Genomic DNA, 12,865 nt, shown 5'->3' on the forward strand with positions numbered 1-12,865 from the left:
TCGGGCGAACCCCTCGAACTCGTCAGCCCAGTAGCGGACCTCCTTACGAACGGACCAACTCATCACTCACCACCCCGTGGCTTCGCGGCGGCCTTCATCTCGCGAGCCCGGAGCGAGTACGCGACGCGTGGTCGACCGCCGTTCTCCTTCACGTACGGGGTGACCGACAGACCATCGAAGACGACCGGCCGGAACGGGAGGCCTTGGATCTCCGGCGGGGCAACCGGCTCGCTGATGCTGATGATCTTGACCGTGACCTCGTTCTGGCCCTTGCGCGCGTCAGGATCAGCGTCGATCACGCGCACCTGCCACATCGGCTGACCGGAGTTCTTGTCGAGGTCCTGTCCCTGACGCTGGCCGTCGTCGGACCACTTCACGACCGGCTCGACCTCACCCACCATGAACGCGCCCTTCGGGAAGTACGCGTCGAAGCTCACCGGGATTGCTGTCTGGAGTGCCATGGCATTCCTCTCTAACTTGGTCTATCTAGATAGGTTGCAGTAAGCGCCCACCGGCACCTACTGAGGCCAACGGTAACTTGTCTAGATAGGCAAGTCAACCAACGTGACCGGCGTACGGCCGTCACGAACGGTCTCCGACCGTATGACCTCAACCCCGTCGCTCAGTCCGACATGCCGCGTGACAAGCACAGGCTGCTCCCTCGGCAGAAGCAGATCCGCAGCCTCGCTCCGAGTCGGCATCCTGCTCAGGACCTCCTCGTGCAGTCCATCCACCGAGTCGGCCACCGCGCACAAAGTCGCTACGGATTCGGTGACAGCGTCGCCATGCGGCGAGGCCTCAGGGAGGACGTAGCGGCTCACGGCGAAGACCTGACTGGAGTGCTTGTGGAAGATCTCCAGCACTCGGCCCTCACCCAGCCACTGCGGAGCGGAAACCAGCCCTCCTCGATCAGACAACGCGCGCGAGTCGGTCAGTCGAAGATCACCCGCGGCGAGCATCGCCAGCACGTCAGCGAGGTCCGGCAGCTTCGGCAGCGCACCAGTCAGCGCAGGCAACGCTGACGCGTCGAAGGAGAGCGTCCTCATGGCCACGCGCAACGGCGGTGGCCCGTCCACGTACACACCCTTGCCCTTCTCCGACACGATCCGACCGGCTGCGCGAAGGACGTTCAACGCCTCGCGGATCGTCATGGGTGCCACGCCGAAGTGCCGAGACAGCTCGGGCGTCGACGGCAACATGTCCCCGGAGGCCAGCGCGCCGGTCTGCATGAGATCGAGGAGCCGGTCGGCGATCTGGCGATACAGCGGATCGCCAGAAGCTCGGTCGAGCTCGCCGAGGTCAGAAGCAGCCAGACGGTTCATATCTAGACAGGTTACCCGACTGCCCGGCCAGCGCTTGAGCCCGAGCTGTGAGAACTTTCTCTACTCGTTCAAGGGAGGCCTAGCGGCCGCGCTACGGAGTGACAGGCTCCGGTGCGTCCGGTCCTCGCTCCGCTGCGGTCCGGGCGCTCCTCCCCTGTCATTCCGTAGCAGCGAGAGCCGCAGAGGTTAGAACCGGTAGTAGATGGTCGATGCTCGCGACAGAGACCAGCGGCAGCCGCGCGCGCCGCTCGCGGATCGTCGACTGCGAGAGTCCGAGCGTGCCTCCCCCGCCCCGCTCACCGGTACCGCGTTACCGTAGAACCTGTGATCTCGCGAGCTCATCGCGTCCTGTATGCGTCTGTTACTCTCCTTAAGCGGACCCGCCCCACACTCGTGGAATGGCGGGTCTTGCTGTTTCTCAGATCGCGCTCACGTCATGATCGACCCACCATTGCAGATGCTGCCGCGTAGTTCTTCGCCCTCAGGTCTCACGCCGAGACGAACCACTACAAGAAGCGACGACGACAAACCGAAGCGACGGATACTATCGCAGATCGCCAACGCTACGGCGGCAATCAGACAAGGCGTAGTTCCTAGAATTCGAAGACTATACCGTCGAAGTCGCCTCGATACTCTATAGCCTCGTCACCCTCTTTGATATACGAATCCTTCGGGTCAAGCTCCTGCTGCAAGCGATGAGAGTCCGATCGAAGGGTCTCAACCCGGTCCCGCGGCCCAAAATCCAGGCCAGCCATTACGGAGAGACCAGTCCGTTTCGTTCTGAAAGTGCGGGCAACTGCAAGCCGGGGCGTTACCGAGACCACCTTGACCACTGTCTTCGCGATCTGAACGGAGTCTAGGACATCCCCAGTATCTGGATCAAGAATGTCGTGCCCGCGGTTATCAAGAATTGCAAACCGAGTCCCAACTTCAACACCATCGTTTGCACCCTTATTGAGCGCTAGATCAGTAGCGTTAAGAAGCCGGGCCACCTTCGCACGGACAAGGCCCTGTGACTCACTCATACTTTATTTCTTCCTCAAAAGCCAGCAGTTTACGATTCAATTCGAGCCACTCAAATGCCACGTCTTGATGATCCGATTCCAGTTGGGATAATCGCACACTGAGCTCCCCCATCGCCGACCGCAACTTGGAAGCGGTGCCGTCATCGAAAGCAACTTCCGCAAGCGTTCGCGCGGCATCTACCTGCTCACCTAGCCTAACGTGCCGGCGGAGCAGGTTCCGAACGCCCGATGCACTCGGCATTCGCTTCGAGAAAAGCCAAGCGGACGTGATTTGGAATAGCCCTGCGATAATCACGTAAACTGCGCTTTGCGCAGCATTGGGCGGCTCAACACTCGAGGCCGCGTAGGCCAACAAGATTGAGGCTCCGAAACCTACAATTGCAGAGCAAACACCCGCGACCGGATACACGTAGTGCGAAGCGGCACGCCGGAACCTCGTCCAGATGTCCCCAACAGGCTCACTCATTATTACTCAGCTTCAACATGACCGGTGATCAAAAAATCCCGAGCCGTCGAGAACGGCGCACGTGGTCACGAATCTTCCGAGCCAATCCCGCTGGATGCGTCTTCTCCGGCAATAGTGTCCAGGTCGAAGACGTCGACCAGCTGACCGCGCTCCTGTTCATTAAGGTCCGCAATAAGCGGCACCAACGAGCGAACGAGTGAAGAGACGTAGAACACTGATCGCGTCCTGCCAAATCCGGTGGACGTTTCCAGATTGATTCCCAGATCACGCCCTTCCGCTCCGACTACCGCGCGCGACACAACCGAACCATCGAACTCATCCGCAATGTTCTGAATGCGCTCGTCATTAACGACCGAGGTGCCGTCCTCGCTGGCGTATTCAAGACTGCGATCTTCATTCGACAGAACCACGCGAAGCACGTTTATTTCAGCATTGACTGCACGCTTGACGAACGACGAGACCGTGGGACTCGCGTCGATACCACTCGCCTTGAACTCCTCAACGCTCCTTGGAGCAAAGTCGACCCGAGCTCTGCCGATATCAAGGGATAGAATTCCCGCGTTCAAAGCCCAGATAACACCTTGAGATTCCTCGGTTTCACGGAGGCCAACAGTCCGAGCCGCCTTCGCTTTTAGCCGCGGAGCCGCAGCTCGCATGAGCTGTTGGAAGCCTTGATTTTCCCCGGAAACAGTGAGGCCGGCAAAATGCTTGAATTCAAGGTTTCTCGACAGCCTCTGCCAGAATTCATCATCGTCGAAACTGACCGTGTCCAAGAGGAGCAGCAGGGCTTGCGGCTCCAATGGGCTACCGGCAAGTCCGAGACCTGGAAAATCTGTACTTACTTGCCCCCCACCGACCCAAGCAGCCTGTAGAAGTTCCGCCAACTGAGCTGTTCTCGCGGAGTCAAGAACATCGATACTGAGCCTCAACGCCTCACGTGTCGCATCCTCGTTCCCAACGAGCGCACCCCGGAAACCCTCCGCAACGGCGGCATTGAAAGAACTGGCGAAATTCGGGGAGATAACGCCGGCCCCGCCTTGCAGCACGGCGCGAGCACTGAGGGAGTTGATTCTCTCCGATTGCGGCGCGGCGACCGACAATGCTCGGATACTGGCGGGGCCCGTCACAAGCGCGTGCGCGCTGACTGATGCCTCTTGGAGCAACGCGTCTGCCGACCCTGAAACATCATCAGTGTCTTCGCGAGCAAGAAGCCCGTTTAGTGGCACAAAGATTGAATATTTGTCGTTCAGTAACCCGATGTCCTCGCGCAGGTAGGCTTCGTTGTCGGACGCGCGAAGGAAGACCTGCCTTTCTTCGCTTTGGCCCGGCCACCGAATGACTACATCGGGAACATACGTATGGTTGAAATAACCGGTAGTGCGAAAGTCAAGTCCGGGGTCAGCGTCTCGAAACGAGTCGATGACTTCTTCTTGAACAGCAGCGATGGAAGACGTGGCGTCGATGGATGTGCGAAAGTCAGCCAATTTGCTATTACCCCTCTTGGAGCGCGCGGAGCTTGAGGACCTCAGCGCGGTCTTCCTTGCTAATGACGAGAGTTTCTTGGCGATCGGAGAGGACAATGACCCAAACGCGCTTAGACAGGTCGGCTACAATCGTATCATCGATTGATCGACGAGCGTCATCCTCGGTGACACCTCCGAAGATGCGGGCCCTTTCAGAAACAATGGCGTCACGAATTTTCTGCTCACTCCACAATTCGTTCCAAGTTTTCAGCCGGAAAGGGTGCCAAGTGATCCAGAGGAAATGGTCCGCTAACTGTGGATGATCTTTAAGTGTGACGTAGCTCTGCGCAAGGAACTTGTCGAACGGTTCCCCTTGATTGTCATTTGAATACTTCTTGCATTCGACCAGAAACGCCTGCTGATGCAGATCTCCGCCGTGGAAAATGCCTCCCAGATCGTAGGAATATGCCTTCCCACCCTCGGGCCACGGGTACAAGAGTCGCGGCACACCGAATTTGTCGTACACGGACCACGTCGACATGACGCGCGTCGTGGCGTCGAGCCAGAGCTTGGCACGTCTCGCCCCGTCTTCGCCGATCTTCTGGTAGAGCTCGCCGGGTAGCGCGTCGATGAGAGCAGGCACAGACGGAGTGTATAGCGAGCGATGATCAGGTGCTGCGACCACGCCGACACGCGTAGGCCAAAAACAGGTGCCGTGCGCATGTGCGCCCCACTGCCCACTCCAGTCCTGCCCTCACGGACCGCCCTGGCCCCAAAGCGCCAGCTCAGCGCACAGACAACCTCGTGGGGCCGGTTTTGTGCCGGAAACCCAGCTGGTCGGATGAGGAGGAACTAGCACCATGGAGGCTTCAAGTCGCCTACGGTGCTGAAAATCGGCGTTGCCTCGGTCACGTTCCCGATCCCTGATCCAACTGAAAATCGAAAGGTCCACGGATCGATGCCGTGTCCAGCCACGGTGAAGAGCCCCTCACGAGAGTGAGGGGCTCTTTTGCGTTCCCGGCCGGGTGCGCCCGGCCGACGGCCGCACCCGGCGCTCGTCGCACTTCGGCGGCTCGACCTGCTCGCGCACAACGGGAAGCACGTCGCGCCACGGACTTCCCTGGCGCGACGTGCTTCCCGTTGTGCTGACCGCGAGCCGCCGGCGCTTCGCGGCCTCAGGCCTCGCGGGTCTTCGGGCTGCTGTCGTTCGTCTTCGCCGGGTCGCGCTCGACGACCGACCCGAGGGCGTCGTCGATACGGGACATCAGCTCGGCAGGGATCTGCACCCCGGCCGCGCCGGCGTTGTCGTGCACCTGCTCCGGACGCGAGGCGCCGATGATCGCCGACGCGACGTTCTCGTTCTGCAGCACCCAGGCGACGGCGAGCTGCGCCATCGACAGGCTGAGCTCGCCCGCGATCGGCTTCAGCTCCTGTACCGCCGACAGCGTCTCGTCGTTCATGAACCGCTCGATCATCTTCGCGCCGCCCTTGTCGTCGGTGGCACGCGAGCCCTCGGGCAGCGGCTGACCGGGCTGGTACTTGCCCGTCAGGACCCCCTGGGCGATCGGCGACCAGACGATCTGCGAGATCCCGAGCTCCTTCGACGCGGGGACGACCTCGCCCTCGATGACCCGCCAGAGCGCCGAGTACTGCGGCTGGTTCGAGATGAGCTGGAACCCGAGGTCCTTCGCCAGTGCCGCGCCGGCCCGGAGCTGGTCCGCAGTCCACTCCGAGACGCCGACGTACAGGACCTTGCCCTGCCGCACGACGTCGGCGAAGGCCTGCATCGTCTCGTCGAGCGGGGTCTCGTGGTCGAAGCGGTGTGCCTGGTACAGGTCGACGTAGTCGGTCTGCAGCCGCTCGAGCGACCCGTCGATCGACTCGAGGATGTGCTTCCGGCTCAGCCCGGTGTCGTTGTGCCCCTTCGGGCCGGTGGGACCGAAGACCTTCGTGGCGATCTCGAGCGACTGGCGACGCTCCCCCTTGAGTGCTTCGCCGAGGACGGTCTCGGCGCCGGTGTTCGCGTAGACGTCGGCAGTGTCGAACGTCGAGATGCCGACGTCGAGGGCGGCCCGGACGCAGGCGATCGCCGCGTCGTTCTCGACCTGGGATGCGTGGGTGAGCCAATTGCCGTAGGTGATCTCGGAGACCTTGAGGCCCGAGTTGCCGAGGTAGCGGTACTCCATGTGCGTGTCACTCCTGTCGTGGAGCGCGTCGGTGCGCCCCGACCCGCGACGGTAGTCCGCAGCGGCCCGACGGCTTCCACTCTTCGCCGATGGGCCGGTACGGTGATGTATCAGTAGCAGACCGCGCAAGACGAAACCCCGGCGATGTGGCGTTCGCCAGGGATCGTTCCGGGGTCTTCGTCGTCGAGTGTACAGAGCGCAACGTCCACCGCGACCTCCAGGACGCACTCGACCTGCTCGGCTGGGTCCACCCCGCAGCCGCCGAGTGGGCGGCGGACGTGACGTCGCTCGGCGCGGTCCTCGACGCCCGACCCAGCGGCTGAGGGGCAGGATCGCAGGGGCGCGGTGCACAGCGGCACCGCCGGGAGCGAAGGAGCATCCATGTCGGGACCGAGCGTGTTGTTCATCGGCGGCAGCGGCATCATCAGCGCCGCGTGCGTCCGCGAAGCCGTCGAGCAGGGGTTCGACGTCACCGTGCTCAACCGGGGCGCGACGGACAAGCGGCCGATCCCGGATGCCGTGACGCGCCTCCAGGCCGACGTCTCGGACCGCACCGCGCTGGAAGCCGCGATCGGCGACCAGCACTGGGACGTCGTCATCGACTTCGTGGCGTTCACGCCCGACCAGGTGCAGCGGGACATCGAGGTGTTCACCGGTCGGACGAACCAGTACGTCTTCATCTCGTCGGCCTCTGCGTACCAGACGCCCGCGACGCACCTGCCGATCACCGAGTCGACGCCGCTGAAGAACCCGTTCTGGCAGTACTCGCGCGACAAGATCGCGTGCGAGGACCTGCTCGTCGAGGCGTACCGCGACGACGACTTCCCGATGACGATCATCCGGCCGTCGCACACCTACGACGAGACGCTCGTGCCGTTCTCCGGCGGGTGGACAGTGCTCGGACGGATGCGTGCGGGGAAGCCGGTCGTGGTGTGCGGGGACGGCAGCTCGCTGTGGACGATCACGCACGCGCGGGACTTCGCGGTCGGTTTCGTCGGGCTGCTCGACCGGGCCGAGGCCATCGGCGAGGCCTTCCACATCACGGGCGACGAGGCGCCGACCTGGGACCGCATCGCGCACGAGCTCGCGGTGGCTGCGGGGGTCGACGACCTGCAGATCGTGCACGTGCCGAGCGATGCGATCGACGCGCTCGACGCCGACTGGGGTGCGAGCCTGCTCGGGGACAAGGCGAACACCTCGGTGTTCGACAACACGAAGGTGCAGACGCTCGTGCCGGAGTTCGCGCAGACGACGTCGATCCGGCAGGGCGCGCGGGAGATCGTCGCGTGGTTCGACGCCGACCCGTCGCGCCAGGTCACGGACGAGCGGCTCGACGGGCTGATGGACCAGCTCGTGGAGCGGTGGCAGGTGCGTTGACGCGGAGCGCAACGGACGGGAGGCGCGTGGCGGACCCGCCACGCGCCTCCCGTCCGACAGGTGGTCGCGTCTAGCGCGCGGCCAGCACCTCGCCGAGGGTCCCGATCGCCAGGCGCACCTCGTCGTCGGTGACGACGAGCGGCGGCGCGAAGCGGATCGTCGACCCGTGCGTGTCCTTCACGAGCACGCCCCGGTCGGCCAGGTCGTGCGCGATCTCCTTGCCGGTGCCGAGCGCGGGGTCGATGTCGATCCCCGCCCAGAGCCCGGCGACGCGGTGCGAGACCACTCCGTGCCCCACGAGCTCGTCCAGCAGCCCGCGGAGCAGCGGTTCCCCGTCGAGCGCGCGCTGCTGGAAGGTGCCCTCGCCGAGCATCGCGACGACCTCGGACCCGACGGCGGCCGCGAGCGGGTTCCCGCCGAACGTCGACCCGTGCTCACCCGGACGCAGGACGCCGAGCACCTCGCGGGAGCCGACGACCGCGGAGACCGGGACGATCCCACCGCCGAGGGCCTTGCCGAGCGTGACGAGGTCGGGGCGGACGTCGACGCGCTGGACGGCGAGGGTGTGCCCCGTCCGCCCGAGGCCGGACTGGATCTCGTCGGCGACGAACAGCGCGCCGAACTCGTCGCAGATCCCGCGCACAGCCGGCAGGTAGTCGGAGGGCGGGATGACGACCCCGCCCTCGCCCTGGATCGGCTCGAGCAGGACGGCGACGACGGTCTCGTCCATCGCCTCCCGCAGGGCCGCGGCGTCGCCGTACGGCACCGTCCGGAAGCCGGGCGTGTACGGCCCGAAGTCCTCGCGGGCGGAGGGGTCGTCCGAGAACGAGACGATCGTCGTGGTGCGGCCGTGGAAGTTCCCGGACGCGACGACGATCGTGGCCTGCCCGGCCGGCACGCCCTTGACCCGGTAGCCCCAGGCGCGGGAGACCTTGATCGCCGACTCGACGGCCTCGGCACCGGTGTTCATCGGGAGCACGAGTTCGGTGTCGGTCAGCGACGCCAGAGCGGCGGCGAACGGGCCGAGCCGGTCGTTGACGAACGCGCGGCTCGTCAGGGTCACCCGGTCGAGTTGGGCCCGGGCGGCGTCGAGCAGCCGGGGGTTGCCGTGGCCGAAGTTCACCGCGGAGTACGCGGCGAGTCCGTCCAGGTAGCGCTTGCCGTCGACGTCGGTCACCCACGCGCCCTGGCCGGACGCGATGACGACCGGCAGCGGGCTGTAGTTGTGGGCGAGGGAGCGGTCCTCGACGGCGAGCGCAGCGGCGGTGGCACCACCGAGTGCGGCGGCGTCGCCGGACGCGCCGGTACCCCTCTGGGTACCGGCTCCGGTCGCGGCGCTCACGGCTACCGCGCGACCGAGGTGCCGGTGCCGACGGGGTGCAGGTCGAGCGTGCAGCACTTCACGCCGCCGCCGCCGAGCAGGAGCTCGGACAGGTCGACGCCGATCGGGTTGTAGCCCTTCTCGCGCAGCTGCTCGGCGAACCGGACAGCGCGCGAGGCGATCACGACGTTGTAGCCGTCGGAGTACGAGTTGAGTCCGAGGATCGCGGCGTCCTCCTCGGTGGCGATGATCGCGTCCGGGAAGCGCTCGTGCAGGATCGCCAGCGAGGCCTCGTCGAAGGCGCTCTCGAGATAGGCGATGTTCGAACGGCCGGACGCGTCGGGCTCCGGGTCGAGCACGGCGATGGCGGTGTCGAGGTGGTAGAAGCTCGGGTTGATGAGCTTCAGAGTGACGACCTCGCGGCCGTAGATGCGGGCGAGTTCCTCGTGCGAGGTGCTGTCCGAGCGGAAACCGGTGCCGGCGAAGATGGTGTCGCCGATGAGCAGGAAGTCGCCCTCGCCCTCGTTGGTCTCCTCGGGCTCGGCGACGGTCAGGCCGGCGCTGCGGAACCAGTCCATGTACGCGGGGCCCTCGGGCTGGCGCTCGGGGTACTGGAACTTCGCGCCGTACGCGACGCCGTCGAGCACGAAGCCGCCGTTGGCCGCGTAGACCATGTCCGGCAGGCCCTCGATCGGCTCGATGTACGAGATGTCGAAGCCGAGCTGCTCGTAGACGTCGACGAGCGACTGCCACTGCTCGACGGCCTTCGACGTGTCGGTCGGCTCCTCCGGGTGCATCCACGGGTTGATCCGGTAGCTGACCGTGTAGTGCGTCGGCTTGCACATCAGGATCGTGCGCTTCGTGGCGACACGGGCCGGTGCGGCCTGCGGTTCGGTTGCGGTGTTCGACATCAGTCCTCCTGGGACTTCTGGCCCGAGCCTGCCAGGAACCACCACGGGAGAGCTCCGGCGAGACGCAGGCTCACTCGCCGGAGGCGGACCAGGTCGACGCCTGCCCAGAGTCTTGCACGAACGGTCCGGTCGGTGCAGTACCGCGTCCACGAGCGGGTGGCACCCGTTCGGGTGACGCACGATTCCTGCGTCGGACCCACCCGGCTCGCAAGAACCCCGCGTACGATTGACGAACATGGACACGCTCGACCACCGCATCCTGGACCAGCTCCGGGAGAACGCCCGAGCCGGCTACGGCGACATCGGGTCGGTGGTCGGACTCTCCGCGTCCGCGGTCAAGCGTCGGGTGGATCGCCTGGTCGCCGACGGGGTCATCCAGGGCTTCACGATCAAGGTCGACCCCGCGGTCGAGGACCGCGGCACCGAGGCCTGGGTCGAGCTGTACTGCCGCGGCACGGTCTCACCCGACGAGCTCCGCACGCTGCTCGACACCGTCCCCGAGGTCGTCGACGCGGGCACGGTCACGGGCAGCGCCGACGCCGTGGTGCACATGCGGTCGCGGGACCTGCCGGCGCTCGAGCTGGCGCTCGACCGGGTGCGCCTGGCCCCGCAGGTGGACCACACCCGCAGCGCGATCGTCCTGTCCAAGCTGGTCAGCCGCGAGTCCGCGTAGCCCCCATCTCTTCCGCGAAACGCAACGTCGGCGACAGTGCGCAGCGGCACAGCGCTGCGAGGGAGCGCCCACGTTGCGTCTTGCGAGTGTTCTGCGCGTAGGGTCGCGGTGGTGGGGATCGGGATGACGGCCTGGAGGCGCGGCACGGCCCCCGCACGTCGGCCGGCGGCCCGCCGCCTGGTCACCGCGGCCGCCGTCGCGTACGTCGCGAACTGCCTCTGGGGCACCGCCGTCGCGGTCCGGATCATCCGGACGAAGAAGCTCCGCGTCGTGCACCACGGCCTCTTCGTCGTCACCGCGACCCTGACCGGCGTCGCCGCGACCACCCCCGTCTGGACCCGCGACCGCTCGGCACTCTTCCTGCTGCCGGCCCTGGTGCCCCTCGCACTCGCTCCACGCACGAACCCCCGCTCGGGAGCACACTGGAGAGTCGCGGTCGCCGCCGCACCGTCCTACCTGGGGGCGCTGCTCGCACGGCGCTGACCACGACCACGAGACACGAGGGACGCACGTGGAGCTCTTCGAGGCCATCCGACGCCGACGCACGACCAACGGGGCGTTCCTGCCCGACCCGGTGTCCGAGGAACACCAGCGGTTGCTCATGGAGCTCGCCGGGCGGGCACCCTCGCAGCTGAACAGCCAGCCGTGGCGGTTCGTGATCGTCGAGGAGCGGGACACGATCGATCGCATCGCCGACATCAGCGGCCGGTCGATGACGAGGACGATGGCCGAGGGGTCGTTCTTCGCGCGCTACCGGCCGTACTTCCGGTTCTCGCAGGCCGAGATGGACGAGCGGCGCGACGGGATGCTGTTCGACAAGCTCCCCGGGCCGCTCAAGCCCTTCACGAAGCAGGTGTTCACGAAGCGCGGGCAGCTGCTCATGAACACGCTCCGGGTGCCGCAGACCCTCGGCGAGGAGAACCGGAAGCTCGTCGCCGGGTCACCGCTCCTGCTCGGGGTGATGCTCGACCGCGACGAGTACCGGAAGGAGGCGCGCAACGCCTTCTACTCCGTGTTCAGCATGGGCGCGGCGATGGAGAACGTCTGGCTCGCCACGACCGAGCTCGGCCTGGGGATCCAGTTCGTGTCCTTCCCGATGGAGATCGAGGAGGCCTGGGCCGAGGTCGAGCAGCTCCTCGCGGTGCCGCCGGAACTCGAGCTGATGGCCGTGTACCGGATCGGGTACCTGCCGCCGGAGCGTCGGCGTCCGGCCATCGACTGGGTGTCGAACGAGCGGAAGCGCCCGTCGCAGTACGTGTTCCGCGGGACCTGCGACACCCCGCAGCAGGGGTGGGACGACGTGCCGGACGCTGCACGCGCGACCGACGGGACCGTCTCGTGACCGCAGGACGGCCTGACGGGGGCGAGCGGGGCCTCCCGGCCGTCTCGCCGGAGGCGCCGCCCCTGCGCGGTGTGCCGTGGATCTCGCAGGACTGGCTCGACGTGGTGTTCGTGCACTGGCGCGTCGACGTGTCGGCGGTGGCACCGCTGCTGCCCGACGGGGCCTTCCCGGACACGATGGCGCTCGACGGGACGGACGACGGGGTCACCACGTGGGTGGGCCTCATCGGCTTCCGGTTCACGGACACGCGCTTCCCGCCGCTCGGTCGGCTCGGCCGAGCCGGCAGCGTCGGCGACTTCGTCGAGGTCAACGTGCGGGTCTACACGCGCGACGACCAGGGCCGGCGGGGTGTCGCGTTCCTGTCGCTCGACGCCGGGAAGCTGCTGCCGACGGTCGGCGCGCGGGTGGCGACGGGTCTGCCGTACTGGTGGGCGCACGCGGCGATCCGGAGGACCGACGACCGGGTCGGGTACGCGATGCGGCGGCACGGGACGCACCTGCGATCGACCTTCGACGTGCGCGTGGGAGACGTCGTCGAGGAGCCGACGCCGCTCGAGACGTTCCTGACGGCACGGTGGGGCATGCACGTGCGGCGGGTGGGTGCGACGCGGTACTGGCCGAACGAGCACGAGGCGTGGCCGTTGCACCGCGCGTCCCTCGTGTCGCTGCGGGACGACCTGGTGGCGGCTGCGGGGCTGCCCTTCGGGCTGTCCGGGCTGGAACCGGACTCGGTGCTGTACTCGCCGGGGGTGACCACGCGCTTCGCGCGAGGGCGCTGA

14 protein-coding genes are annotated in these 12,865 nt (G+C 66.1%); 6 read left to right on the plus strand and 8 right to left on the minus strand.

The features are described from left to right. Positions 1 to 62: 62 nt before the first annotated feature. The 6 genes from ABIC52_RS11075 to ABIC52_RS11100 form a co-directional block, all read right to left on the minus strand. Positions 63 to 461 (minus strand): plasmid replication, integration and excision activator, encoded by a 399-nt coding sequence (locus ABIC52_RS11075; protein ID WP_111083803.1) that lies wholly within the window; start codon positions 459 to 461, stop codon positions 63 to 65. Between the two features lie 81 nt (positions 462 to 542). After that, on the minus strand, positions 543 to 1,322 hold the full coding sequence (locus ABIC52_RS11080; RefSeq protein WP_354027333.1) for a GntR family transcriptional regulator: 780 nt from the start codon (positions 1,320 to 1,322) through the stop codon (positions 543 to 545). Positions 1,323 to 1,915: 593 nt separating this feature from the next. Next, positions 1,916 to 2,347 carry a hypothetical protein gene (locus ABIC52_RS11085; RefSeq protein WP_354027334.1) on the minus strand — a complete coding sequence of 144 codons (432 nt, stop codon included), beginning with the start codon at positions 2,345 to 2,347 and terminating at the stop codon, positions 1,916 to 1,918. A 531-nt stretch (positions 2,348 to 2,878) separates the two neighbouring features. After that, entirely contained in the window at positions 2,879 to 4,297 is a 1,419-nt protein-coding gene (locus ABIC52_RS11090; RefSeq protein ID WP_354027335.1) for a hypothetical protein, read from the minus strand. Between the two features lie 7 nt (positions 4,298 to 4,304). After that, positions 4,305 to 4,919: a hypothetical protein gene (locus ABIC52_RS11095; protein WP_354027336.1), complete on the minus strand. Its 615-nt coding sequence runs from the start codon at positions 4,917 to 4,919 to the stop codon at positions 4,305 to 4,307. A 532-nt stretch (positions 4,920 to 5,451) separates the two neighbouring features. Then, the gene (locus ABIC52_RS11100; RefSeq protein ID WP_354027337.1) at positions 5,452 to 6,462 is read right to left on the minus strand and encodes an aldo/keto reductase family protein; all 1,011 of its coding nucleotides are present in this window, start codon (positions 6,460 to 6,462) and stop codon (positions 5,452 to 5,454) included. Between the two features lie 146 nt (positions 6,463 to 6,608). Here ABIC52_RS11100 and ABIC52_RS11105 point away from each other — a divergent pair, with 146 nt between their 5' ends. Beyond that, on the plus strand, positions 6,609 to 6,785 hold the full coding sequence (locus tag ABIC52_RS11105) for a hypothetical protein (protein WP_354027338.1): 177 nt from the start codon (positions 6,609 to 6,611) through the stop codon (positions 6,783 to 6,785). 58 nt (positions 6,786 to 6,843) lie between these two features. After that, a complete protein-coding gene (locus ABIC52_RS11110) occupies positions 6,844 to 7,839 on the plus strand; it encodes an SDR family oxidoreductase (protein ID WP_354027339.1) in 996 nt (331 codons plus the stop codon). Positions 7,840 to 7,909: 70 nt separating this feature from the next. Here the strand turns inward: ABIC52_RS11110 and rocD are convergent, their stop codons facing one another. Then, positions 7,910 to 9,181 carry an ornithine--oxo-acid transaminase gene (rocD, locus tag ABIC52_RS11115; RefSeq protein ID WP_354027340.1) on the minus strand — a complete coding sequence of 424 codons (1,272 nt, stop codon included), beginning with the start codon at positions 9,179 to 9,181 and terminating at the stop codon, positions 7,910 to 7,912. 2 nt (positions 9,182 to 9,183) lie between these two features. Continuing rightward, positions 9,184 to 10,071, minus strand: a complete 888-nt coding sequence (gene ddaH / locus ABIC52_RS11120) for a dimethylargininase (RefSeq protein WP_354027341.1) — start codon at positions 10,069 to 10,071, stop codon at positions 9,184 to 9,186. A gap of 235 nt (positions 10,072 to 10,306) precedes the next feature. Here ddaH and ABIC52_RS11125 point away from each other — a divergent pair, with 235 nt between their 5' ends. From ABIC52_RS11125 to ABIC52_RS11140, 4 genes are all read left to right on the plus strand, one after another. Then, positions 10,307 to 10,744, plus strand: coding sequence for an Lrp/AsnC family transcriptional regulator (locus ABIC52_RS11125; RefSeq protein ID WP_058729711.1), 438 nt, complete (start codon positions 10,307 to 10,309; stop codon positions 10,742 to 10,744). A 111-nt stretch (positions 10,745 to 10,855) separates the two neighbouring features. Next, positions 10,856 to 11,227, plus strand: coding sequence for a hypothetical protein (locus ABIC52_RS11130; RefSeq protein WP_354027342.1), 372 nt, complete (start codon positions 10,856 to 10,858; stop codon positions 11,225 to 11,227). Between the two features lie 28 nt (positions 11,228 to 11,255). Continuing rightward, positions 11,256 to 12,086 (plus strand): nitroreductase family protein, encoded by an 831-nt coding sequence (locus tag ABIC52_RS11135; protein ID WP_354027343.1) that lies wholly within the window; start codon positions 11,256 to 11,258, stop codon positions 12,084 to 12,086. Next, positions 12,083 to 12,865 (plus strand): YqjF family protein, encoded by a 783-nt coding sequence (locus ABIC52_RS11140; RefSeq protein ID WP_354027344.1) that lies wholly within the window; start codon positions 12,083 to 12,085, stop codon positions 12,863 to 12,865. Before ABIC52_RS11135 ends, ABIC52_RS11140 begins: the two co-directional genes overlap by 4 nt.

The sequence above is a fragment of the Curtobacterium oceanosedimentum genome, from assembly GCF_040545555.1.
Classification (GTDB): domain Bacteria; phylum Actinomycetota; class Actinomycetes; order Actinomycetales; family Microbacteriaceae; genus Curtobacterium.